This is a genomic window from Clostridium estertheticum subsp. estertheticum, from assembly GCF_001877035.1.
In the GTDB taxonomy this organism is placed as follows: domain Bacteria; phylum Bacillota; class Clostridia; order Clostridiales; family Clostridiaceae; genus Clostridium_AD; species Clostridium_AD estertheticum.
Map to the genome: position 1 here is coordinate 4,395,198 of NZ_CP015756.1, position 25,314 is coordinate 4,420,511.

Below are 25,314 nucleotides of genomic sequence, written 5' to 3' on the forward strand. Positions count from 1 at the left end.
CTTTTTTTACGTGTTATAGTTTTATATATTAACTTCAGGGTGGGTGATTAGATATATTAAGCATAAGTTCTCTTAAGAATAACATTGCACAGATATTAAGTATATTTAGAAAAGATCTAGTTTTTTCGCTAGCTTTAGCACTTTCTATTATAACATCATTCTTTTCCACTCCTAAAATAGAATACATTGATTTTAAAGTTTTATTTACATTATTTAATCTTATGCTCATTGTCAGTGCCTTTAAACATATGAAAGTGCTCGACAAACTAGCTGTAACTTTGCTTATAAAATACGATAGTTCTAAAAAGATCTCTTTTATTTTAATATACTTAACTTTTTTTAGCTCTATGCTCATAACCAATGATGTGGCTTTAATAACCTTTGTACCTTTAGCCCTTATAATAAGTAAACGCGCGAGTATTAGTCCTATGAAATTAGTTATATTTCAAACCTTAGCTGCTAATATTGGTAGTGGTCTTACCCCTATGGGGAATCCACAGAATTTATTTCTTTTTTCCTATTATAGACTAACAGGTTTTGAATTCTTGAAAACAATGATTCCATTTACACTTTTAGGTATTGTATGGCTTTTTGTTCTAAACAATTTAGAAAAAAATAAAAAACTTAAATTTGATTTAGATAACATAATTATTGAAAGCAAAGTAAAAGTGATGGTCTTTTGTCTTCTATTTATATTTATTATATTATCTGTGTTTAATATAATAAATTACAAATTAGCATTTATCATTACACTGCTTACAGTGCTACTATTAAATAAGAAACTACTATTAAAAGTAGATTATATTTTATTACTTACGTTTGTATGTTTCTTTATATTTATTGGTAATTTATCAAGTTTACCTTTTATAAAATCACTAGCAAGAAGTTTTTTGCAAAATAAAACAACAACTTATTTCTCATCTATTATATTAAGTCAAATTGTTAGTAACGTGCCATGTTCAATACTACTCGCAAATTTCACTTCGAACTGGCGGGAACTTTTGCTTGGAGTAAATATAGGTGGACTTGGGACACTAGTCGCTTCCTTAGCTAGTGTTATCTCATATAAACTGTACATAAAAAAACGAACTGCAAATGCTCAAAGTAGATATCTCACCTTATTTACATTATATAATTTAATTAGCTTACTAGTATTCACCTTTGTACTTTACTTTATTTTTATATTTTAAAATACCTACTGTAGACAATATTAAAATAGTAATTTATACTTACTCTTATAAAAGCAATAATATTTATATAAAGTATTTACTAAACCCTACATTATATGGGAGGAGGATTTGTCAAAAGTTTAAATATTCCTTTTGATAAAATAAAATAAATGACAACTAACACTATTTTAAAACCTATTTATAAAAAAATAGCTATAGATATTACTAATAGAATATTATCAGGAGATTTTTGTATAGGGGATAAACTATATGGTCGCTCTTCTCTTGCGAGCGAATATAACGTATCACCAGAAACTATAAGAAGATCTGTAACTCTTTTAAGTGACATGGATATAGTTACCGTTACTAAAGGGAGTGGAATAGTCATAACCTCCGTGGATAATTGCCTAAAATTTATTGATAAATTTAAAGATATAGATTCAATAAGTTCTATTAAACAAAATATTTTTAACTTACTCGAAAAGAAAAAAGAGTTAGATAAAAGTATAAATTGTTCTATTGATGAACTAATAGATTATTCTAGTAGATTTAAAAATAGCAATCCATTTATTCCATATGAATTTGAAATACAGCCTGAAATGGTTATTATAGGTAAAACAGTATCTGAATCTAAATTTTGGCAAAGTACAGGTGCAACTATAATCGGTATCAGGCGTGATGATAAATTAATGCTTTCGCCGGGTCCACATTCTACCTTCAAAATCAAAGATATCTTCATAGTAATTTGTGACGAGTGTAGTTACAATAGAATTAAAACTTTTCTTTATGGAAATCAATAAGTAAAAAGGCGATATATTTTAAAATATATCGCTTTTTTCTGTTCAAATCAAACCAGAAAACAACTTAAAAAAGTTTGCATAAATGTGCCTTAATAGATAAATAATAATCTAGTAATAATTGTATACAAACTCATATGGATTTACACAATCTTTACAAAGTAACAACCCAATGTTATAATATGAGTTGTTACTTTATAAAATTAGGAGGTTTTAACTTGATCGAGTTTAAAAATGTAAGCAAAAGCTTTAATGGTAGAAAAATATTAAAAGATATAAATATTACTATACAAGATGAAGAATTAGTAGTTTTTATAGGACCTAGTGGTTGCGGTAAAACTACAACACTAAAAATGATTAATAAATTAATAACTCCCACTTCTGGTGAAGTTTTGATTAATGGTAAAAAAATTGGAGACCAAAACACTATAAAATTAAGACGTAACATGGGTTATGTTATACAACAAGCAGGTCTACTTCCACATTTAACTATAGGTGATAATATAGCATTAATACCATCTATAGAAAAAATGGAAAAAGAAAAGTTACACACTAAAGTAATTGAGTTATTAACACTGGTAGGACTAGATCCTGATATATATATAGATAAATATCCCAATCAGTTAAGTGGAGGTGAGCAACAAAGAGTAGGTGTTGCAAGAGCTTTCGTAATGGATCCTGATGTTATTCTTATGGATGAACCCTTTAGTGCACTGGACCCTATAACAAAAACTCAACTTCAAGATGAGGTATTTAATATCCAACAAAACTACAAAAAAACTATTATATTTGTAACTCACGATATGGATGAAGCATTAAAACTCGGCGATAGAATTTGTATTATGGATGGTGGATATGTGGTTCAATTTGATACGCCATCAGAAATTTTAAAGAATCCTGTTAATGATTTTGTACGTGACTTCGTAGGTAAAAATAGAATATGGAATCAACCTGAGTTAATTATGGCAAAAGATATTATGATAGATAAACCTGTAAAATCAGTTGGAGAACGAACAATACTCCAAGCACTTGAAATAATGAAATCTAACAATGTAGATAGTTTACTTGTTGTAGATAAAGGTAATACGCTAACTGGACTTGTTACGTTAAAGCAAATTAGAACAACTCTAAGAAAAGATCCAGATAAAACTAAAAGAATAAAAGACTTAATGGAAACCAAGCTTATAACCGTAAACCAAGAAGATTCAATAATAAATATATTAGAGGTTATAAAAAAGGAAGATATAAATTTTGTTCCAGTAGTTGATGATAACCATAAGCTAGTAGGCCTTCTTACAAAGAGTAGCCTTTTATCTATATTAAGTAATCAATTCATAGATATGGAGGTAGATGTTAATGAATAATTTCACTTCTTTTTTTAATTTTGTAGTAGAAAGAAAATCTCAAATAATGGATTTGTTTATACAACATATTCAACTAACTTTATTCTCAATTATTATTGCTATCATAATTGCTATACCACTTGGTATACTTATAGTTAGATATAGAAAACTTTCAGTTCCTATAATTGGTGTTACAAATGTAATACAATCTATACCTAGTCTTGCATTACTTGGATTTTTAATACCAGCACTTGGTATTGGAAGTAAACCCGCAATTATAATGGTAGTTATGTATTCGCTTCTGCCAATTGTAAAAAATACATTTACAGGACTCACGAACGTCAGCCCTGCACTTATTGAAGCTGCCGATGGTATGGGACTTACCAATACCCAGGTACTTCTAAAAGTTCGTTTTCCCTTGGCTATGCCAATTATCATGTCAGGTATTAGGATATCTTCAGTTACAGCTGTTGGCCTTATGACTATAGCTGCTTTCATAGGAGCTGGTGGTCTTGGATACTTAGTCTTCTCCGGAGTTCAAACTGTGGATAATAACATGATTCTTGCTGGAGCTATACCTGCTTGTATCCTTGCTATTGTGTTAGATTTTGTACTAGGTAAGATAGAAAACATAGTAGTTCCTGAGGGAATAAAAGTTACTCATAGTAAAAATTCTAAACGCAAAGGTTTCTTTGGAAGTAAAAAATTCAAACTTATAACTTCAGGAATTGTACTTTTAGTTATATTATCAACAGTAGCTACAAGTTTTATTAATGATAAAAACAAGATAGTAGTAGGCTCTAAAAACTTTAATGAGCAATTAGTACTTGGAGATATGGTCTCGTCATTAATTGAAGCTAAAACAAAATACAAAGTTGAAAGAAAATTGAATTTAGGTGGAACTAATGTAGTATTTAGTGCTTTAAAATCAAAAGACGTAGACCTGTATGTAGAATATACTGGTACAGTTCTTGTAAATATGCTAAAACAACCTACTATGAGCGATCCAAAAAAAGTTTACGATACTGGGAAAGCAACCTTGGCTGAAAAGTATGGCATAGAAATGTTAAAACCAATAGGATTTAACAATACTTACGTACTTGCAGTAAAAAAAGATTTTGCAAAAAAGAATAACTTAGAAACTATATCTGATTTAGCGAAAATTAGTCCAACAGTAACTGCTGGAGTTACTATGGATTTTGCTAATAGACAAGATGGTTATCTTGGGCTTCAGAAAAAATATAATTTAAAATTCAAAAGTCAAAAAGGTATAGATGGTGGACTTAGATATACTGCACTTAAAAATAATGAAACCCAGGTTTTAGATGCATTCTCCACTGATGGGTTAATTAAAAAGTTTGATTTAAAACTTTTAAAAGATGATAAAGCTTTCTTCCCACCATATTATGCAGTTTCACTCGTAAACGCAGATACATTAAAAAAATATCCTGAGCTAAAGGGTGTTTTATCCACCTTAGATGGAAAAATTAACGATGATGAAATGCGAGCTATGAACTTAAAAGTAGATAACGGCGCACAATCTAAAACAGTTGCCGAAGACTTTCTAAGATCAAAACACTTAATTGATTAATTATCTTCTTCGAAGCTATTAAATTATCTCCTACGGAGCTATTAAATTATCCAAAATAAGCTATTACAATAAAAAAGACGTGATATATTTTTAAAATATATCACGTCTTTTTTATTGTAATTATAAACTATTAATTAAAGTCATCTTTAATATTAAAAACATATTTACCTAAAGATGTTTTTATTAAAATCTTATAAAAATAAATACTAAGTATAATGGAACCTACTGCTATAAATGGTATCATGACCTTAGAACTATATAAACCATGACTAACTAATAATCTTGATGTTTTGCTTTCAAAAACTGGTTCATGGAACAAATATATTGCGAAAGAATATTTGCCTAAAATCAATAGTATTTTACTGTTTTTTAAATATACTGCTATATAATACATTGCAACCACTGCAATGGGAGTGAAAATTAAATATGTGCTTAAATTACTTATAAGTGGATCTTTTATAAGTGATACTACTGGTAATAAAACTAAATAACATATAATAGTTATTGCTCTATACTTTTTTTTAATTTTTTTACAATACAATTGAACTCCTAACTCGTATAAGTAAAAGTAATATATAAAATTAATAGGCTGCATATATGAGCTAGCAAGTAGTTTTGTTTTAATTTGAATAACAGTTATTATAATTGCTATAACGTATAAAATAATCATTCTTATTCTAGAATTTTTTAAAAATTTAATTATGATAGGATAACTGAATACAATAAGCGTGTACATAGGAATATACCATAATTGATATGCATAATTATCACCAAAAAATGTATTAAATAGATCCTTTAGGCAATTAATTAACACATAATAAACATTAACCCGATCATGCAATATTATATTATCTAAACAACGATTACCCCACTCAAATAATATCCAACATATACTAACAATAAGAAATGGTTTAATAATCTTAGTAAATTTTTTATACATAAGTTTAGTATATTTTTCATTTTTATCCTGCATTTCGTATTTATACCCTGAAATAAATATAAACATCGGCACTGCTACGTGGACAACTTTGTCTACAAGAGTAAATACAAACCCCACTTCAACATAAGTTTTTAAGTGTAATATACTGAGTAAAAAAAATGCATTGCTATGTATAAGTGTCACAAATAAAATCGCTATCCCACTATATACTTGTAGTTCGCTTAAATGTTTCTTCATAAATACACCCCTTAAAGAATTCCATAAGCTTTTACTAGCATATGAAAAAGAAAGTTACATACGCATTATACTATCAGTTACGACATCTTTCAACTTTTTTCTCAAATCAAATTATTTTATCTAAAGATAATACGTCTATATTCGTAGATTAAAAAAAAGTGCCTATAGACACTTTTTCAAAATTATTATATATTTTATTTTGATATCGTTATCATCTAAGAGATTTTGCCTTTCCGAGTGTACCATTAAGACCATCCCATAAGTAATTGTGCTCCTCAACCCCATTCTTAAAATCTTTATTTCTCCAACGAGTAAGAAACTCTAAAAGCACTACCTTATCAGGATATCCACTTTTTGAAACATCGTTAATTAGTTGGTCACACTTGTCATCCGTTATTTCTATTTCTCCCCATATCTTTCCATCCTCTGCCACAATCTTAGTATTTATCATTTTATGCATTGTATTATACAGTACTAGTTCCTTATCACTTATATTTTGTGTGTTATGGTTTTGTTTTATTACAACCTTCTTAGCCTCTAACTGCTGCTTAATCTGAACTGCTTGTACAACTTTAGGACTATCCTGTTTATTTAGTTTATGTTGTGAAATATAAAAGCCTCCTGTACCTATTATAATAATCACCAATAATATACTACCTACGACACTCCACCTACCATGATTGGCAAATAGTTTTTCACATGCATCAAAGAATTTACCTCCTATTTTATCTAGTTTCATTAAGAAAACCTCCCTTAAATAATACGTATGGCAATAACATAATATTATATGTAGTTCTTTAGTTCATTTGTAAATTTTAAGTATATTTCTATTGTATCATAATTGTAATATTTTTCCAACAGTCATTTTCTAAACTAATATATAATTATAAAAATTATATAAATTTAACATATAATATAGTAATAAATTGTAATATATGGTAACATGTATACGTATAGAATTAATGGGTGGGGGTTATTTTATGATAAATACTTTTAGTGAAACAATAATAGTACCATACTTGTATTCGTGTACTAACATTGTAACAGAGGTTAATAAGGAATTTCTTGATTTAACAGAATACACTTGGAGTGAATTGGTTGGCAAATCAATTAAAGAAGTTGGAAACATGTTAAAGTTTAATTTGTATCCTTTAGAATATAAACTAAATAACAAGTACTCTGGCTATATATTTACAAAATTCCTTAATGCACTTGAAGTGGACATATCAATATCCATCGGCTCTGAGACAAATAGTAAACTATATACTTTTGTTGAGAAACCAAATTCCAGGCTTAATGACAAACTCATTTTCGTTGAACAAATGTTTATTGATAACATATCAGGTGTTGCTATTTACAGTGTTCCCGATTTAATATTACTTAAAGCAAATCAAAAATACCTTAATTTCGCATACTCTAATTACAATAAAGAAGAAAATAGTATTGGCAAACCTATAAGTGAAGTAATAACTGGCTTTGCTGGAACTCCAGCTGAAGTTATTTTCAATTCTGTTCTTATTTCTCAAAAGGCAAATTATATCAAAGAATTTGAATTTAATAATATATCAAAAGGTAAAACTTATTGGGATTCTACTCAAACACCTATATTTGATAATGGAAGGATGAAATACATATTTCACACTGCTGTTGAAGTTACTCAAAGGGTTCTCAAAAACCAAAATATAAAAATACAAAATAAAATAATCAGCCATCAAAATGAATGCCTAGAACATGAGGAAGCTATTAAAAGACGTTTTGAGATTTTAAGAAGAGTGATAAATACCTTTGATTTACCTGTTGTTAGATTATCCTGTCCTGATTTAAAAATTATCGCTATTAATAAGAAGGCTCTTAATACTATTAACTTGATTAAGCCTGAATTTATACCCAACACGAATATAAAAAACAATACGATGAAATTTTTATTAGGATTGCTCCGAACAACCGAATATGATCGCCGCATCAGCGGAGTCTTAAAGGAAAAGAAAACTAAATATTTAAATAAACAACACTATATTATAGATGGGAATGAATTATATTTTAATATTATCTTCGAACCTGTGCTTGAAGTAAACGGTGAAATACAAGAAATTCTAATTTTAGTAATAGATGTTACTCCTGAAATTAAATCTAATATAAATATGAAAGAATTATTGAAATCACAAGGAGAATTTCTCGTTAACATATCCCACGAACTTAAGACACCACTAAATGTTATATTTGCAACAGCTCAGTTATTTAATGTTTATTGCGAAAGTGGCTCCCTTGATGATAATAAAAACTCAATCATTAAATATATAGATTCGATTAAACAAAACTCCTATAGATTATCTAAAATGATTAATAATATAGTTGATTTGTCAAAAATCGAAGCCGGTTTTTTTAAACTTAACCTATCAAATAACGATATAGTTAAATTCGTAGAAGATATAGTGCTATCTGTAACTAATTTCACTGACAGCAAAGGATTAAATATTATTTTTGATACTAATACAGAAGAAAAAATAATTGCTTACGACCCAGAAAAAATAGAAAGAGTAGTATTAAATCTTATATCAAATGCTATCAAATTTTCAGATGCAGGTAATGAAATATTAGTAAATGTTAATGACAAAAATGAATTTATTGAAATATCAGTAAAGGACACTGGCATTGGAATTGAAAAAAAATGCTTGGATATGATATTTGATAGATTTAAGCAAGTAGATAAATCTTTATCAAGAAATGCAGAAGGTACAGGCATCGGCCTAAGTCTAGTTAAATCTATTGTTGAATTGCACGATGGTACTATAAAGGTCGAGAGTCAGTATGGTACAGGGAGTAAGTTTACCGTTAGTATTCCTTCTAGAAATATTTCTAATGAAAATAGAATATACAATAGTGAAGTACGTGGTAAAGATCAAAGCATAAGAGTTGAACTTTCTGATGTTTATTCATAATAAAAAAAATTAAAAAAGAAAAAAACAAGCATAATATTAGCTTGTTTTTTTTCCTTTTTAGTGTGCAACTCTTAATGCAGCTTCCTTACCTTTGCTAGTAATCCTCCACATTATTATATCGGTTTTTGAACTACAACAGCTTGCCTTTTTAGATCCATTTCCGCAATTACATCCACCAGAGCAAGACGTCATATCTTCCTTTTCAATATATTTCATCTGCGCAAGTTGTATTAACATCTGCTCAACCATTCCTTCATCTATTCCAAGTTCCTTCGCCATTAGCTTATTCGAATACCGATCACCCGCGGCTAATCTTTTAAGTACCCTCATTAACATTCTACATTCCTCCATTCTATATAAATCCTTAAATTTAATGTTTTTATATTATATTTAAATAATAGTTTTCGGCTGACACCCAAGTTCCTTCGCACATTCCTGTATTTTCTTTTCCATGTGTATCCATGAACGTTTAGAATATACCACTTTAACATTAGATCTTCTTGATTCTTCTTTAACAATCTTTGTTAACTGGTGCCCTACAAAATCTACCAAAACCATTACTAAATCTATGTTACCTGCTAATTTAAAATTTTTGGCGTCTTTTTTTCTACCGGTTATATGCTCTATGTCATTAAATCCATTTTGTATTAGTTTTTGCGTAATATTGCCAAGTTTATCTCCACCTATGAGTAATATGCACATAGTTTCACCTCCCCTTTGTATATTATAATCACGATATTGATTTTCATTGTCAATTAATTGTTATTTTTTTAATGACATTTCAGAAGGAAAGTCTCCCACCTCTATAAGTGGGAATTACATACCCTAACAAATAGAAAACTTCAACGGAAGTATAAATCGCCTTCTGAAGTCATTAATATTGCAGCGACCCAGGAGATGATTTAATGTGCCTTTATACTAATTGAATCCTAAAAGTCTTCCTATTTGGTAAACTAAAACTCCGCCCACCCATCCGATAACGCATGTATATATTACTGCAATAAGAGCCCATTTTCTAGAATTTGTTTCTCTCCTAATTGCCCCTATAGTTGCTGCGCAAGGACAATATAATAAAGTCATTACCATAAATGCTAGTGACGTGAGTGGTGTAAATGCCTGTTGAATAGCAGCTGTTAGCGAGGCATCAGTTGATGCTGCATAGACAATTCCGAGCGTACTAACTACCGCTTCTTTAGCAGCAAGACCTGTTATAAGTGACACTCCCGCCTGCCAAGTTCCAAAACCTGCAAGATTAAATATTGGTGCGATAAACGAACCTACTGACCCTATTAAACTATCTTTAGTTCCTGGAGTAACTCCCATTGGTAAGTTTGAGAGTATCCAAACGATTATAACTACGCCTAATATAATCGTACCCATCTTTTTTAAGAAATGGGACGATTTTTCCCACATATGAATAAATACACTTTTTATTGTTGGTATACGATAAGGTGGAAGTTCCATTACAAAATAAGATTCTTCGCCTTTGAATACCTCAGCACTCAAAAATTTACCCATTAATATTGCAACTGCAATACCTAGAACATATAAACCAAAGACAATAACTCCACCTGCATCAAAAAACCAAATCTTTCTACCGGTAAAAAAAGCACCAGCAAATAATGCATAGACTGGAAGTCTTGCACTACAAGATACGAAAGGGTTTATAAGTATAGCTATCATTCTATCTTTTCTACTATCTAGTGTCCTTGTAGACATAATTCCTGCTACATTACAACCACTAGAAATTATAAGGGATACTGCTGTTTTACCATGTAGCCCTATTGAATTCATAAATTTATCCATTATATAAGCTGCTCTTGCCATGTATCCACTATCTTCAAGGATAGCTATTAGGAAATACATAGTAAAAATCATAGGTGTGAATACGAAAACTGCCCCAAGTCCACCTATTATTCCATCAGTTATAAAAGATTGCAACAATACCGGCGCTCCCATACTAGCTAAAATGCCACCTACAAATTCCCCTATAGCAATAAATCCTTTATCCACAAGCCCATTTAAGAAGTCATTTCCAAATGTCATTGTTATTTGATACATAAGGAACATTACCACAGCAAATATTGGTATTCCTAAGTATTTGTGAGTGGTCCATTTATCTATTTTATCAGAAGTACTCTCAACATTTGATTCTTCTTTTTTTACACTGTCGAAAACTATTTTAGTTATAAGTTCATATCTTTTATCTATTATAAACGCGTCTGGTTCGTAACCTATTTTTCCGATTAAACCTTCTATACTTTTATTAAGTGTATCATTTATCATTTCTGAATTCTCGTTCTCATTCACATATTTTTTTATATACTCATCGCCCTCTAAAAGCTTTAACGACGACCACTGCGTTGGATATTCTTTAGTTACCGCAGTCTGTTCGAAAGTTTCTGTAAGTGTTCTAATTTCTTTTTCTATGTCTTTGCCATAATTAATTTTAAATACATTATGTTGCTTAGAATCTCCTATTTTCATGGCCTGCTTTATAAGTTCTTTCATGCCTTCATTTTTAGTAGCAACTGTTGCAACCACCGGTACATTTAAGGCTTTCGATATTTTATCAATATTTATTTGTATATTTTTGTTTCTTGCTTCATCCATCATATTAAAAGCTAAAACCATTTTTGCACCGGTTTCTAGAATCTGCATCGTTAAATATAAATTTCTTTCTATATTAGTGGAATCAATTACATTAATTACAACATCCGGCTTACTTTTTAATATAAAATCACGAGCTACTACTTCATCCTCCGAATATGCCCCAAGGCTATACGTTCCCGGTAAATCCACCACAATCACGTTTCTACCTTCAAACTTGAACCTACCCTCTTTTTTTTCAACTGTAACTCCTGGCCAATTTCCAACGTGTTGTTTTGAACCAGTTAATGCATTAAATAAACTAGTTTTTCCACAGTTAGGATTACCAGCTAAAGCTATTACTAAATCTTTCCCCTCATTATTCATGTTACTCATATACGCCCCCATATTTTCTTATTACTCTTATACTTCACTTGCCATAATCTTTTGTGCCATACTTCGTCCTAGCACTAATCGTGTCTCTCCAACCTTAACAATTAACGGACCGCTATCATTTTTCATGATTTTTATTATAGCACCTGTGCTCATGCCCATCTCCATAATCTTCTTGCACATATTCTCCCCGCCATGTACACTATTTATTTTTGCAAATCTTCCCATTTCAATAAAATTAAGTGGCATACTCATCACTAAGCCTCCCTTATTTTTTATACTACTTCTACCATAATATCTTTGGCTTCGCTTTTTCTAAGGCTTAATGTATATCCTCTAACCAAAAGCTCTATAGGGTCTCCCATTGGGGCTTTCCCCGTTACTACAAGCTGTGTATTTTTAACTATTCCCATGTCCATTATTCTTCTGCGTACTTTACTCTCTAATGCTATTTCAACTACCTTAACTCTAGTTTTCATCTCTACGTCAATTAATGATATTTGCTTTGTCATATAATCACTCCTTATGAATGTTGTTGTTAATACTGAAATTCATTATCAATATTTACTTAAAAAAATATATTCTATTTTCATATAATACATATAGTCACTTGAGAACTATTATCATTTTACTGCATTATGGTGTATCTGTAAACATATAATTTCTTAAAATTAATCAATATATACAAAAAAAGTGAATATCTTCAAGATATTCACTCCACTTTAAACTACTCTATCGCTACAAATTATATTATCTAAGGATTCTTTTGATGTTGCTACAGCATATTCTTTGCATAACAATGCTCTAATATATCCACACTCATCATTTGTTGACTCTATATAGAAACATCTTCCATAATAGAATCTAATAAGCGAAAACATTCTAGATGCAGTATGGAGATATAAACTGGTAACTCCTTGCTCCATCATTGAAATATCAACTGCATTCATTAATATTTTACCAATACCATTATTTTGATGTAACGATGAAACCCCAAATCTACTTAAATAAGCACTATGATCAGGTTTTACCTCTATTCGTACGCTACCTATAACTTTCTCATTCGATAGAGCTACAAAAACATTAGTAGTTTCTATCGCTTTTAATACATCATCATATGATTCCTCAAAAGGTGCTACTAGTTCCGTAATTCCTGCATTCTCGGCATACAACTTAAACGATTTTTTTGCTAGTAACCTTATTTCTTCAATGTCGCTAGTAACTGCTTTTCTAACTTCAAAGAACATTTTTTCCATGTATCTACCCCCATATCATATTATTTCTACAAGTAACTATATAGATTAGTATATATAAAACAATTTGCAAACTTTAAGGTGCCATAGCAATAATTTCAAGGCCTGTGGTTTCAGGTAACCCAAACATAATATTCATATTTTGTACAGCTTGACCTGCAGAACCTTTAACTAAATTATCTATAGCAGATATTATTATTGCTCTATTTGTGCGTTTATCCACTCTGATTCCAATATGACATATATTAGAACCTCTTACCCATCTTGTTTCAGGTAATCCATCAATAATTTTTACAAAAAATTCATCTTTATAAAAATTTCTATATAAAGATATAATATCTTGCTCAGTTATATCTTTCGTGAGTTTTGCATAGCAGGTTGATAATATTCCACGGTTCATTGGCACTAAATGAGGAGTAAAACATATCGTTACATCATTTCCAGATGCCTTGCTAAGTTCTTGCTCAATCTCTGGAGTATGTCTATGAGTAGTAACTGCATAAGCTTTAATTGATTCATTACATTCTGTATAAAGTGAGGCAACATTTGCAGCTCTACCTGCACCAGATACTCCTGATTTAGCATCAACTATGATCGAGCTTGTGTCTATCATGTCGCTATTTAGCATAGGTGTGAGTGCTAATATAGTGGCAGTTGGATAACAACCTGGGTTAGCTAATAAATTACACTTTTTTATAGCTTCTCTATTTAATTCGCAAAGTCCATAAACTGCATCTTTTAGTAGACCTTCACTTTCATGTTTAACTTTATACCACTTCTCATAAATATCTTTTGATTTTAATCTATAGTCCGCACCTAAATCTATTACTTTTACGCCAAGAGCTAGTGCTTTCTGTGTTATTTTAAATGATTTGCCATGTGGCATAGCAATAAAGAGAACATTTATATCTGATAACTTGCTTATGGCTGTCTCCATATCAACACATATATCATCTATATAACTATAGAAGTTACTATATATTTCACTATAAGTCATGTCTGCATATTTATGTGAAGAATAAAACTCTACGTCGACATTGGGATGCTTGTATAAAAACCACGCTAACTGTTCACCTGCGTAGCCAGTTGACCCTATTATACCTGCTTTTATCATATTGAATCGCCTCGCCTCTAAAATTTATTAATAAAGATTATTATACAATAGAGTTATAAAAAAATCAACAATATCGTGAATATTTATTCATTATATTGTATATTTATTCAGTTTTATATTACAAATTGAAATAAAAAATGGCCCCTTAGCTATTAACTACATAACCAAAAGGGCTTCTTGCTATTTTTCAATTATTTTTTCAATTGACTTTTCAACTAACTTCTTAATTTTAACTTTGCTAATTCTTTTACTATCACATTCTAATATAATAAATTCAAAATTTTCATAAATAATTTTATCATTCACTTGTGGGTATGAGCTTAGTTGTGAATAAACCCATCCACCAATTGTATCAATGTTTTCTTCCTCTATATCTATACTTAACAGTTCGACAATATCCTCAATAAGAACTTTCCCATCTACACTGTAGCCACCATCTTCTGTTTTAATAATCTCATTAACCTCTTCATCAAACTCATCTTGAATCTCTCCAACTATTTCTTCTAAAATATCTTCAATAGTTAAAAGTCCAGATGTTCCTCCATATTCATCAATAATTATAGCCATTTGTACCTTATCTTTTTTAAATACTTTTAATAATTCACTTATTGATAATGATTCTGGAACAAATTTAATTTCACGGATAACATCCTCTATCTTTTGGCTATTCCCCTCAATTTTCTGTTTATACAAATCCTTAATATGTACAAACCCAACAACATTATCCTTACTATCCCTACATACTGGATATCTTGTTAGCTGTTCATCTAAAGTAAATGCTATAATATCCTCAAAAGAATCTTCGAGGTAAATACATTCCATATCAGTTCTAGGTATCATTATTTCTTTTACTGTTTTCTCTGAAAAATCAAATATATTATCTATAAAGGTTAATTCAGTTTTATCTATTAATCCATGATTATAACTTTCCTCAACTAATAACTTTATTTCCTCATCAGTATGCGCTATGTCCTGTTCATCAACTAGTGATACACCAAACATCTTTAAAACTAAACTAGTACTATGGTTAAAAGCCCACATTATTGGAAATGTTATATTATAAAACCAAACCAGTGGTAGCGCTGTATACATTGCTATCTTCTCTGTATTTATAATTGCGAGTGACTTTGGTACTAACTCCCCAAGTACTATATGAAATCCAGTTATAAGTGAAAATCCTAAGATAAACGAAATTGAGTGCACAGCGGCTTCTGGCAGATCCATTAAGTTAAATAACGGCGTGAGCATTGCAGCTACTGCAGGTTCTCCTATCCATCCAAGCCCTAGGGATGCTAGCGTTATTCCTAGCTGACATGCAGATAGATACGAGTTCAAATCTTTTACAACCTTTAAAGTGTATTTTACATTTTGAGCTCCATCAAGTACTAATGTTTCTATCCTAGATTTTCTAACCTTTACCATTGCAAATTCTGTGGCAACGAAAAAAGCATTCATAAATACCAGTAAAAATACGATAACAATGTTTATAAAAATAGTCACTTTGATAACTCCTTCCAAGTCAACACATATACTTAGTATTATCCATACTTAGTATATTATAATCATAACATACTTTCCTAATTATATAATACCATATTTATATACGAATTCAAATTTTCTTCATATAAAAAGTGTTATAATTTACTCCACTTTAAATTACCCTACTTTACTAAAAGTAGGGTAATTCTTATATACATATTTTAATTTTTTCTATTCTTCGTTCGCGAACTTCCTCTATTCTAAATATTACATCTCCATATTCAACAGTTCTCTCCTCATTTATCTTTGGAATACATCCCATAAGATTAATTAAAAAGCCTCCAATTGTGTTATAATCTTTGGAAACTAAATTTAAATCTAAATGCTCATTTAAATCATCTAAAGAAAGTAACCCACTTACTATATAAGTATTATTATCAACTTTCTTTATTTCTGGTTCCTCGTGATCATATTCATCTTCAATATTACCCATGATTTCTTCTGTAATGTCTTCAGTTGTAACTACCCCTGAAAATCCTCCATACTCATCTATAAGCATCGCAATATGATTTTTAGAACTTTTCAATTCTTTAAATAATTCATCTATATTTTTATTTTCCTGAACAAAATAAGGTGAATGTAATATATTCTTAATATTTACATTTTCAAAGCCATTTTCTCTTGCCTCTATCATAAAATCCTTCATATGAAGTATTCCTACGATATTATCAACATCACCCTCAAATACTGGCACTCTTGAATGACGCTCGATTAATAACTCATCTAAATATTCTGTAATAGGGTCATTTATATCAATCATATATACGTCAGTTCTTGGAGTCATAACTTCTCTTGCCAATTTGTCATCAAACTCAATGATGTTATTTATCATTTCTTTTTCTGTTTCATTAATAATGCCGTGTTCCTGACCTACTTCTATAAGTGATTTTATCTCTTCCTTTGATAGCTTTTCCTCTTTGCTATCATGGCCAAGACCAGTGATTTTCACTAAAATATTGGTAGATACTGTTAGTAAGTTCACAAATGGTGTAACTAATTTAGATATATACATAATAGGTACTACCGAAAACATAGCAATAGCCTGAGAGTTCTGAAGCGCAATACGTTTTGGAAACAATTCTCCAAATACAAGTGTTATATAAGCAAGTCCAATTGTTATAACAACTAGAGCAACTCCTTCGCTATAAGGTACACTTATATTACTCAAAACGAGTGTTAGTTTACCTGCAATCGCTGTTGCCACATAAGCACTTGAAAAAAATCCTGCAAACGTAATACCCACCTGAATAGTCGATAAAAATTTTGTTGGCTTTTCTATAAGTCTTGATAATAGTATCGCCTTTTTATTACCTTCCTCTGCTAAATGTTTAATTTTGTTCTTGTTCAAAGATACTATTGCCATCTCTGCAGATGCAAAAAACGCATTTATCAGTGTTAAAATAACAATTAATATTAATTGCACCACTATATTGCTGTTAGGCATGGGCGCGGGTTCTGATTCCATTAAAAATTCCTCCTCTAAAATAAAAGCTTTCCATACTATCATGATAACACAAAATTTAATACTTTGATTAATATTATAAAAATAATTTTATATTTCCACATGATTAAATAGGAACCAGCTTACAGCTAGTTCCTATTTAATTATGTATTTAATTTTAAATACTTATAATATATTATTTTATTAAATTTATCTTTTCCCAGAAATTTTATCAACAAGAAACACTATTACAGCGATTACTAGCAACATATGTATCAATCCGCCACCAATTTTAAGTATAAACCCTACAACCCAAAAGAATACTACTATTCCGCCTATCCAACGTAAAAGCCCCATATAACACACCACCCTTCATATATACCTATTTACTAGTCATCCTTAAATATTTGATAATTATATCAAGAAACTAGTATATTTGCAATACTATCTCTACCTTTTTTCCCTATTTTTCGACTCTTAAACAATTATTAATTTGTTACAAGTCCTAAAATTTTTACAGAACCTTTCTTAATTACGTAGGAAATCTCAATCCTTATCTTATGGTTTTCCCTAAAATTATAAGCTATTAAATCAGAATAGCTAACCTGGAATGTTGAATTAGTGTTAATTTCTTTTATAAAGTTATCATCTATAAATACTTTGAACTTTCCACCATTAGGTTTTCGGAGGAAATGTATAATTGCTACACTCTTAGTTGTATTAAAAGTTAAATTTTCTGAAACCTCATTTCCAATAAATCCATTTTCTATAGTAAACCCATTATTTAAATCCGGCGAATTATTAAAAACAAAATCAGTTAATTTTTTAGTGTTATTGTATAATACACTACAATCAATATCTGTTTTTTTATTAGATAAGTAATTATCGTTTATAACCTTTTCAATTGTTTTAGCATAATAAACATATCCTTTGCCATTAGGGTGTACCAAATCATTAGATAAATAAGAATAGAGCTTTCCTGAATTATTAAATGCCCCCACTGTATCAGCGTACTGAAGATTATAATGCTCCGCTAAATCCTCTATAACCTTTGAATAATCATTATACTGTCTAAATGAGCTTTCTATAATTGGTATTATTTCTATATTAGGATTTAATTTTTTAAGTTTAATTATAATACTCTCATAAAACATTCTAAATTGTTTTGGTTTTATATTAAATTGGTCATTTTGTCCTAAACATATAAATACCACATCATATTGTTTTGTAAGTTTAGCATTGTTTAGCTCAACCCAAGCACGTATTCCCGTTGTACTTCCTCCCGTAATAGGATCAGTTGTTATGGTTGATCTATACTTTTTCTGCACATCTTTTATTACTACATTAATCCACTTTTCATGAAAATTAGATGTACCTGTACTTTGAGCTATGCTGTCTCCGACTACCAAAGCATTTATATCCTTCTTTTGATGAAGTTTCTGATAAAAATTCAAATCTGAAATTCTACCTACCTCACCTCGATTTATTACATTTTGCTGCTCAACTAAATTCAAATTTCCTTTTATTTTTGTCTTGTTATGAATAATCACCACAATAAAAATTAAGCTCACTAACACGACTAAAAACATATACGAAATTCCTATATTCTTTTTCATGTAAAATCACTCCTTAAGTTCTAATTAGTCATAAATTAATTAGTTCATAATAAAAAAGAACCACCCAAACGCAAATATGCATTTGGGTGGTTCTTCTAACTTAACTTAGCCATTGAAAAGTGGTCTAAAAGCTAGACAGCTTGATCATCCTCACCACCGGTTTTTTTATAAGTAGGAACAATGTCTTTAATTTTATTAGTTAATGCATCAACATCATTTGCCTCAATAATTACCGCAAGCTCCTTCATTCTTTCTTTCATTACTCCTAAATCACTAAAAGTAGGTTTGCCAATAAAAATCTTCGCATGTTCAGTATTAGTAAGTCCTTCTTCACTCATTAACAGTTCTTCATAAAGTTTTTCGCCCGGACGTAGCCCCGTAACTTCAATTTTAATATCTTTATTTGGCTCAAACCCCGAAAGTTTTATTAAATCCCAAGCTAAATCATATATTTTAACAGGCTTTCCCATGTCTAAAACAAAGATTTCTCCCCCTTGGGCATAAGCACCTGATTGAAGCACTAATTGTGCAGCTTCTGGAATAGTCATAAAGAATCTTGTTATATATTTGTTAGTAAGTGTCACTGGGCCACCATGAGCTATTTGGTTTTTAAATAATGGTATAACCGATCCATTGCTTCCCAGAACATTTCCAAATCTCACTGCTACAAAATGTGTCTTACTTATCTTATCCATAGATTGTATAATCATCTCACACATTCTCTTAGTAGCACCCATAACGTTAGTTGGATTTACTGCTTTATCTGTTGATATCATCACAAATCTTTCAACATTAAACCTATGAGCACACTCTGCTACATTATAAGTACCAAACACATTGTTTTTTATTGCTTCCATAGGACTTTCTTCCATTAGTGGAACATGTTTGTGCGCCGCCGCATGGAAAACTATATCCGGTGAATACTTTGTAAAAACATCTTCAAGTCTTTTTTTATCTCGAACAGATCCTATAAGTACCTTTAAATCTAATTTTGGGTATTTATACTTAAGTTCAATTTGCAAATCATAAGCATTGTTTTCATATATATCAAAAACAATTAATTGTTTAGGTGCAAATTTTATAATTTGACGACATAATTCAGATCCAATAGACCCTCCGCCACCTGTTACTAAGATTGTTTTGTTTTGAATATAACCTGCAATACCCTCTGTATCAAGCACTACTGCTTTACGTCCAAGTAAATCCTCAATGTCTACTTTTCTAATTTGACTTAATGAAACTTTTCCATTTATTATTTCATACATACCAGGAATAATTTCTATTTTACACTTTGTTTTTTTACATATTTCTAGTATTTGTTGTTTATCCTCATCCTCTATAGTTGGAATGGCTATAAGAATAGTTTCTATATCTTTTGCTTTTGCAATAGACAAAATATCTTTCCTATTTCCTAAAACCTTTACTCCCAAAATGTTTTTCCCTTTTTTATAAGGTTCATCATCAATTACAGCTATAGGCGTATAATTAGCTTGACTGCTGCTTTTCATTTCTTTTATAACCATAGCTGCAGCTGCCCCAGCACCAATTATCATTACTCTATTTCTATCATTCTTACTGACATTGCAATTAATAATACCCGTAAATCTTTCATAGACTCTAAATGACATCCTAAACCCAAGTATAAAAAGAATACTAAAAGCACAAGCGAGTATACTTACTCCATATGTAAATGGATGTCCGATAATTCTAACAAATGCAATTGTTATAATATCTGCAGCAATACACCCGCCAATAGCTAACATAAACTCATCTACACTTGCATAACTCCAAAGACTTTCATAAAGTTTGAATAGATAAAAACACGCTATGTAAATAACTGTTACTATTATCGCTATCTCTTTATAATCATTTGAATAAAATTTGAAATTTCTATAGTTATACCTAAAATAGAAAGCTAATATATATGCTAAGTTTATTAAAACTGCATCGCTTAGTATTAGTATCGGCTTTTTCCATTTTCCTAAAGCTTTCACAATATACACCTCTTCTTTATGTTTCTCAAAATTTGTTCTCTTAATATTATATCATCATTTTTGCTATTAAACATCTTTTCAATAAAAAACCACAAAAATTCCTATTTTCATAATTAATTTTATAAAATCCACAAAATAATATTAAGGTAATGGAGGTGTTGATCCATGTATTATGGGTTAATTATCCACTCTAAAATTTAATAACACCATCTTCTATTTCAATTATTCTATCTGTTTTTTTTGCTATTCTCTCATCGTGGGTTATTATTATGAAAGTAGTTCCAAGTTCTTTATTTATATCTCTAAATATATTATATATAACTTCAGAAGTTTTAGAATCCAAATTTCCCGTTGGTTCATCTGCAAGTATTATCTTAGGGCTGTTCATAAGAGCCCTTGCAATTGCGACCCTTTGCTGCTCTCCACCTGACAAATCATAAACTTTATTTTTCTTAACCTTTGGAAGTCCCACAAGTTCCAAAAGTTCTTTTGCTTTTTCAGAAGTTTTTCTACCGCAAAATATGTCTCTTATAGATCTAGGCATAATGACATTCTCGATAGCGTTAAACTCTGGTAATAAATGATGAAATTGAAATACAAATCCTACTTCACGGTTTCGAATATCAGCTAAAACCCTTCTACTCATCTTATCTATTCTTCTGCCTTCCAATTCAACTTGTCCACTTGTAGGCCTATCAAGCATTCCTATTATATTTAATAAGGTCGTTTTACCACTACCTGATGCCCCTATAATAGAATTAAAAGAACCTTTATCAATAGATAAATTTATATTGTTTAATACCTGTGTTTTCACTCTTTTTCCATAAATTTTATTAATATCTTTAAGTTCTATAATGCTATCCATTTTTTATAACCTCCACAGGAGTTAATTTAAAAGATTTTAAAGCTGGAAAAAATGCCGCTGAAGTTGATGCTATTATATCAATAATACATATTTTGATTATAAAATTATAATTAACAATTATATTAACTATAGGTTTTCCATCAACTGATGACACTATATATCTATTAAACCCTTTTACATACAAATAGGTTAACCCCACACCAATACATGTGCCAACTACACCTAAAATAAAAGCTTGAATTAAAAATATAAGGGCAGCAGAACCATCTTTTATTCCCATAGCCTTTAAAATACCTATTTGCTTGTATTTTTGAACCACACTTATACTCATTATACTTATTATACTTAAAACAGCAGCAATCATTACACTAAGTTGAATTATTAGGCTACATACTTTTTCACCCATTATAGCGCTTACTAATAACTTGTTCTGATCTTTCCAATTTTCTATTACTAAATTTTTATCATTTAACCCTTTTTTTAAATTACTTGCAATAATGTCTGCATTATAAGGATCACTCGTAGTTAATTCCATAGATGTTGCAGCATTACCAATCCCCGCCAAGTTCTGAGCAGTTTTAAAATTCGTAATAACTAAAATTTTATTAATTTTTATTGTATCAAAATCATAAAATCCTACGGCTTTTAGGACCGTCTTTCGATTATCAGCCGTTATTATATTAATGTTATCATTTATTTTTAACCCTAATTTTTCACTAAGTTCCTTACCAATCAATACTTCTCCAGAATTTTTGACAGTTCTTCCTTTATAAATTTTATCTTTAATATTATATAATGACTCTAAATCTTTAGAAACAAATCCACTAATTTGTATAGGCTCCGTCATATTTCTACTGTTAAGAGATGCATTATATCCAACTACTGGCGCCACCGATGTTATCCTACCATCCAGCTTTTTAATTTTGTCTGCCTTGACCTGATAATCCTTTATTATATTGTTTTTAGGATTGATCGTTATATGAGTTGAATTCCCCACGACTTTATCAATTAAAGAGGTTTCTAGACCTGCACTTAGTATACCAACAAATACTTGTACCGAAATTCCTATGGCAATTCCTAAAACTATTACCAATGTTTGAATTTTACTGTTTATTAAGAATCTCCAGGCTATTTTTATTGCTGTAAACATACCCTCTAGCCTCCGCTTATTTTTTATTATAAAGTTTTATCATAATTTAACAGTTTTCAATAAATATAAACTTATACCATTTATTCTATCACACAATGTCATATTTCTCTATAAATATACAATTAACCCACCAAACTATGAATTCCTATTGTTTATTCTTATAAATACATAGAAAGTAATTAATTAGAATATATAAAACCAAAAATAATTAGCATCATTTCGCTAGTTATCCTTGGTTTTTTGCAATTATTTTAGATTATTCAAACTGGAATTTAGTGAAATGTTTTTTTACGGTATAATTGCAAAAATGAAACTATATTGATAAGGTAACCGTTATATAAGTATAATCATTAAAAGGTTATACAGTTTCACTCATTTTAATAGAAGAGGACGTGTTCTTTATGAAATATATAGTTTTAGTAATAATATTAACTATTGCGTATGTTTTATTATGTAGCTTAATGAAAGCAGCTAGTAAAACAACCCCCTCACTGCAAGGTAACAAACATAATAAAGGTAGAAATAATTAAACAATATTAGAGTATTTTTATATAATTCATCGATTACAAATCACACATTTTTCGCCATTACCACACTCCGTACATGTTTTCACTCCTGAACCAATAGTTTTAACTTTAGGACATATTTCGAAATAATCATGTGCTGTGAATATAATTTTTATATCCATTTTATTCGCAGCGGATATAAACTCTTCATCTAAGTTCACCAATGTATGAATATGTATGATATTAACCTCGATAGTTTTTAAGAAATCAGTATATATATTAAAACCCATATGTTTAAGCGATACTTTAGGATCATGTTCTCCGCTGAGTAATGTAGCGGAAATCGGATTATTTATTTCATATACTTTTATATTGTTAAAGGATTTATTCTTTATGATTTTTAATTCTCTATCTATTGAAATATTTCCTGGATATACTAATGAAACTTCATTACCATTAGCTACTTGGCGTACCATAATATTTTCTGGCTGTTTCGCTAATCCCCCTGTGTTAACCGGAGGCAATCCAAGTGCATAATGCAAAATTTTAATCACACTCACCTCCTATATTAATAAAAAAGCAGATCATCATTTTGCGTTATTATGACAAATCGTGGGATAAAATGCCACCTTCCTTACGTATCTCTTCTGATTCTCCTTTAATTATAACATTAATTGCTATGGATGTCGTAATACTAAAAAAAGCTAACAAAATCTACTTTTTTCATTCATTTTAAATATTCATGAATTGCTTCTTGCCAAGTTCTAGTTATATCTCCTGTTGTAAGCTCCAACATATAATTTCTAAGCACTGAGTATTCTGGTCTTTTTGCCGGACGTGGGAATTCATCGGTTGTACACGGTAAAACCGTCGTCGTTATGCCCTTAAATCTAAAAATTTCTTTGGTGAACTCATACCATGTACATTCACCTTTGCAGGTACAATGAAATAGTCCATAATTTTTTTGCTCTACAAGTGTAATTATAGTTCTAGCTAAATCAACTGTACTTGTAGGTGTTCCTTTTTGGTCATTAACAACTTTTAATGTGGTATTAGTTTTACTTAAATTTATCATAGTCTTTACAAAATTATTTCCATCTCCATAAAGCCATGCTGTTCTAACTATGTAGTGTTTAGGATTATGATTTTTAACTAATATTTCTCCCTCGAGCTTAGTTTTCCCATAAATAGTCAAAGGCTCTATTTTGTCAAATTCCGTTAGTGGCTTATCTATATTGCCACTAAAAACATAGTCTGTTGAAACTTGGACAATTTCTGCGCCAATTTCATTTGCAGCTATTGCTAAGTTTTTAGGTCCTATTGCATTTATCTTATATGCCATATCTATTTCAGTCTCACACTTGTCCACAGCTGTAAGTGCAGCACAATTTATAATCACATCTGGTTTATTTTCATTTACGAAACTATATACTTCATTAATATTCGATATATCTAGATCTGACCTTCCTTTAAGTATTAAATCAATGGTCTTTTTCTCTTTGTATTGATTAGCTAATTCTCGACCAAGTTGCCCATTAGCCCCCGTGATTAATATCTTCATATTTAATTCTCCTCTTAAAGCTTATTCTTATATAAATTATACCTTACTTTAATAATTAATTGAGGAAATTCTAAAGAATAAAAGATTATTAACGATAAGTTAATATATTATTTCAAATATACTCTTGTTAATAATATTTTATACAGTACAAAATTCATTTTTAATACCTTAAGATAAAACTTTTTACGGAAAATAGCAAACTTATTGAAAAGTAAGGACGCAAAGCCATAGGGCCTTACGAGAGTATGGTAGCCTAGCCACCAAATTAAAAGGAGTG

The 25,314-nt window shown here is 30.0% G+C and carries 24 protein-coding genes and 1 riboswitch; of the genes, 6 read left to right on the forward strand and 18 right to left on the reverse strand.

Translation table 11 applies throughout. The features are described 5' to 3' along the window. Positions 1-149: 149 nt before the first annotated feature. The 4 genes from A7L45_RS20420 to A7L45_RS20435 all read left to right on the forward strand — a co-directional run bounded on the left by A7L45_RS20420 (position 150) and on the right by A7L45_RS20435 (position 4,900). Positions 150-1,190 carry an SLC13 family permease gene (locus A7L45_RS20420; RefSeq protein ID WP_236900495.1) on the forward strand — a complete coding sequence of 347 codons (1,041 nt, stop codon included), beginning with the start codon at positions 150-152 and terminating at the stop codon, positions 1,188-1,190. Positions 1,191-1,339: 149 nt separating this feature from the next. Beyond that, on the forward strand, positions 1,340-1,969 hold the full coding sequence (locus A7L45_RS20425; RefSeq protein WP_071614489.1) for a GntR family transcriptional regulator: 630 nt from the start codon (positions 1,340-1,342) through the stop codon (positions 1,967-1,969). A 215-nt stretch (positions 1,970-2,184) separates the two neighbouring features. Next, a complete protein-coding gene (locus tag A7L45_RS20430) occupies positions 2,185-3,330 on the forward strand; it encodes an ABC transporter ATP-binding protein (RefSeq protein ID WP_071614490.1) in 1,146 nt (381 codons plus the stop codon). Then, the gene (locus A7L45_RS20435) at positions 3,323-4,900 is read left to right on the forward strand and encodes an ABC transporter permease/substrate-binding protein (protein WP_071614491.1); all 1,578 of its coding nucleotides are present in this window, start codon (positions 3,323-3,325) and stop codon (positions 4,898-4,900) included. The genes A7L45_RS20430 and A7L45_RS20435 overlap by 8 nt, the downstream gene beginning before the upstream one ends. A 130-nt stretch (positions 4,901-5,030) precedes the next feature. Here A7L45_RS20435 and A7L45_RS20440 read toward each other — a convergent pair whose 3' ends face one another. Together A7L45_RS20440 and A7L45_RS20445 are read right to left on the reverse strand one after the other, a co-directional pair. After that, complete coding sequence (locus tag A7L45_RS20440; RefSeq protein ID WP_071614492.1) at positions 5,031-6,077, reverse strand: acyltransferase family protein; 1,047 nt, start codon at positions 6,075-6,077, stop codon at positions 5,031-5,033. Between the two features lie 211 nt (positions 6,078-6,288). Continuing rightward, positions 6,289-6,816: a DUF6241 domain-containing protein gene (locus A7L45_RS20445; protein WP_071614493.1), complete on the reverse strand. Its 528-nt coding sequence runs from the start codon at positions 6,814-6,816 to the stop codon at positions 6,289-6,291. 241 nt (positions 6,817-7,057) lie between these two features. Here A7L45_RS20445 and A7L45_RS20450 point away from each other — a divergent pair, with 241 nt between their 5' ends. Further along, positions 7,058-9,016, forward strand: a complete 1,959-nt coding sequence (locus A7L45_RS20450) for a sensor histidine kinase (protein WP_071614494.1) — start codon at positions 7,058-7,060, stop codon at positions 9,014-9,016. Positions 9,017-9,073: 57 nt separating this feature from the next. On the opposite strand, the gene A7L45_RS20455 is transcribed toward A7L45_RS20450, so the two are convergent. The 14 genes from A7L45_RS20455 to A7L45_RS20515 form a co-directional block, all read right to left on the reverse strand. Then, positions 9,074-9,352 carry a FeoC-like transcriptional regulator gene (locus tag A7L45_RS20455; protein WP_071614495.1) on the reverse strand — a complete coding sequence of 93 codons (279 nt, stop codon included), beginning with the start codon at positions 9,350-9,352 and terminating at the stop codon, positions 9,074-9,076. Positions 9,353-9,406: 54 nt separating this feature from the next. Beyond that, entirely contained in the window at positions 9,407-9,718 is a 312-nt protein-coding gene (locus A7L45_RS20460; protein ID WP_071614496.1) for a DUF2325 domain-containing protein, read from the reverse strand. Between the two features lie 216 nt (positions 9,719-9,934). Further along, positions 9,935-12,001 (reverse strand): ferrous iron transport protein B, encoded by a 2,067-nt coding sequence (feoB, locus tag A7L45_RS20465; RefSeq protein ID WP_224616849.1) that lies wholly within the window; start codon positions 11,999-12,001, stop codon positions 9,935-9,937. 27 nt (positions 12,002-12,028) lie between these two features. Next, complete coding sequence (locus A7L45_RS20470) at positions 12,029-12,253, reverse strand: FeoA family protein (protein WP_071614497.1); 225 nt, start codon at positions 12,251-12,253, stop codon at positions 12,029-12,031. A gap of 20 nt (positions 12,254-12,273) precedes the next feature. Next, entirely contained in the window at positions 12,274-12,510 is a 237-nt protein-coding gene (locus A7L45_RS20475; RefSeq protein WP_071614498.1) for a FeoA family protein, read from the reverse strand. A 210-nt stretch (positions 12,511-12,720) separates the two neighbouring features. Beyond that, positions 12,721-13,254 carry a GNAT family N-acetyltransferase gene (locus tag A7L45_RS20480; RefSeq protein ID WP_084647532.1) on the reverse strand — a complete coding sequence of 178 codons (534 nt, stop codon included), beginning with the start codon at positions 13,252-13,254 and terminating at the stop codon, positions 12,721-12,723. A 73-nt stretch (positions 13,255-13,327) separates the two neighbouring features. Continuing rightward, complete coding sequence (argC, locus tag A7L45_RS20485; protein ID WP_071614499.1) at positions 13,328-14,365, reverse strand: N-acetyl-gamma-glutamyl-phosphate reductase; 1,038 nt, start codon at positions 14,363-14,365, stop codon at positions 13,328-13,330. Positions 14,366-14,545: 180 nt separating this feature from the next. Next, positions 14,546-15,865, reverse strand: coding sequence for a hemolysin family protein (locus A7L45_RS20490; protein WP_071614500.1), 1,320 nt, complete (start codon positions 15,863-15,865; stop codon positions 14,546-14,548). Positions 15,866-16,052: 187 nt separating this feature from the next. Continuing rightward, complete coding sequence (locus A7L45_RS20495) at positions 16,053-17,369, reverse strand: hemolysin family protein (protein ID WP_071614501.1); 1,317 nt, start codon at positions 17,367-17,369, stop codon at positions 16,053-16,055. Between the two features lie 186 nt (positions 17,370-17,555). After that, a complete protein-coding gene (locus A7L45_RS23005) occupies positions 17,556-17,702 on the reverse strand; it encodes a lmo0937 family membrane protein (protein WP_151553533.1) in 147 nt (48 codons plus the stop codon). 131 nt (positions 17,703-17,833) lie between these two features. Continuing rightward, positions 17,834-18,961 (reverse strand): SGNH/GDSL hydrolase family protein, encoded by a 1,128-nt coding sequence (locus A7L45_RS20500; protein WP_071614502.1) that lies wholly within the window; start codon positions 18,959-18,961, stop codon positions 17,834-17,836. Positions 18,962-19,092: 131 nt separating this feature from the next. Next, positions 19,093-20,955 (reverse strand): nucleoside-diphosphate sugar epimerase/dehydratase, encoded by a 1,863-nt coding sequence (locus A7L45_RS20505; RefSeq protein WP_071614503.1) that lies wholly within the window; start codon positions 20,953-20,955, stop codon positions 19,093-19,095. Positions 20,956-21,145: 190 nt separating this feature from the next. Beyond that, entirely contained in the window at positions 21,146-21,820 is a 675-nt protein-coding gene (locus tag A7L45_RS20510; RefSeq protein ID WP_071614504.1) for an ABC transporter ATP-binding protein, read from the reverse strand. Next, positions 21,813-22,970, reverse strand: coding sequence for an ABC transporter permease (locus tag A7L45_RS20515; RefSeq protein WP_071614505.1), 1,158 nt, complete (start codon positions 22,968-22,970; stop codon positions 21,813-21,815). Before A7L45_RS20515 ends, A7L45_RS20510 begins: the two co-directional genes overlap by 8 nt. Positions 22,971-23,371: 401 nt before the next feature. On the opposite strand from A7L45_RS20515, the gene A7L45_RS24145 reads away from it, so the two are divergent. Further along, complete coding sequence (locus A7L45_RS24145) at positions 23,372-23,500, forward strand: hypothetical protein (RefSeq protein WP_257786558.1); 129 nt, start codon at positions 23,372-23,374, stop codon at positions 23,498-23,500. A gap of 26 nt (positions 23,501-23,526) precedes the next feature. On the opposite strand, the gene A7L45_RS20520 is transcribed toward A7L45_RS24145, so the two are convergent. Next, positions 23,527-24,030, reverse strand: a complete 504-nt coding sequence (locus A7L45_RS20520; protein ID WP_071614506.1) for a glycosyltransferase family protein — start codon at positions 24,028-24,030, stop codon at positions 23,527-23,529. Positions 24,031-24,203: 173 nt separating this feature from the next. Further along, the gene (gene rfbD, locus A7L45_RS20525; RefSeq protein WP_071614507.1) at positions 24,204-25,037 is read right to left on the reverse strand and encodes a dTDP-4-dehydrorhamnose reductase; all 834 of its coding nucleotides are present in this window, start codon (positions 25,035-25,037) and stop codon (positions 24,204-24,206) included. Positions 25,038-25,221: 184 nt separating this feature from the next. After that, positions 25,222-25,302: riboswitch (cyclic di-GMP riboswitch) on the forward strand. Positions 25,303-25,314 lie beyond the last annotated feature (12 nt).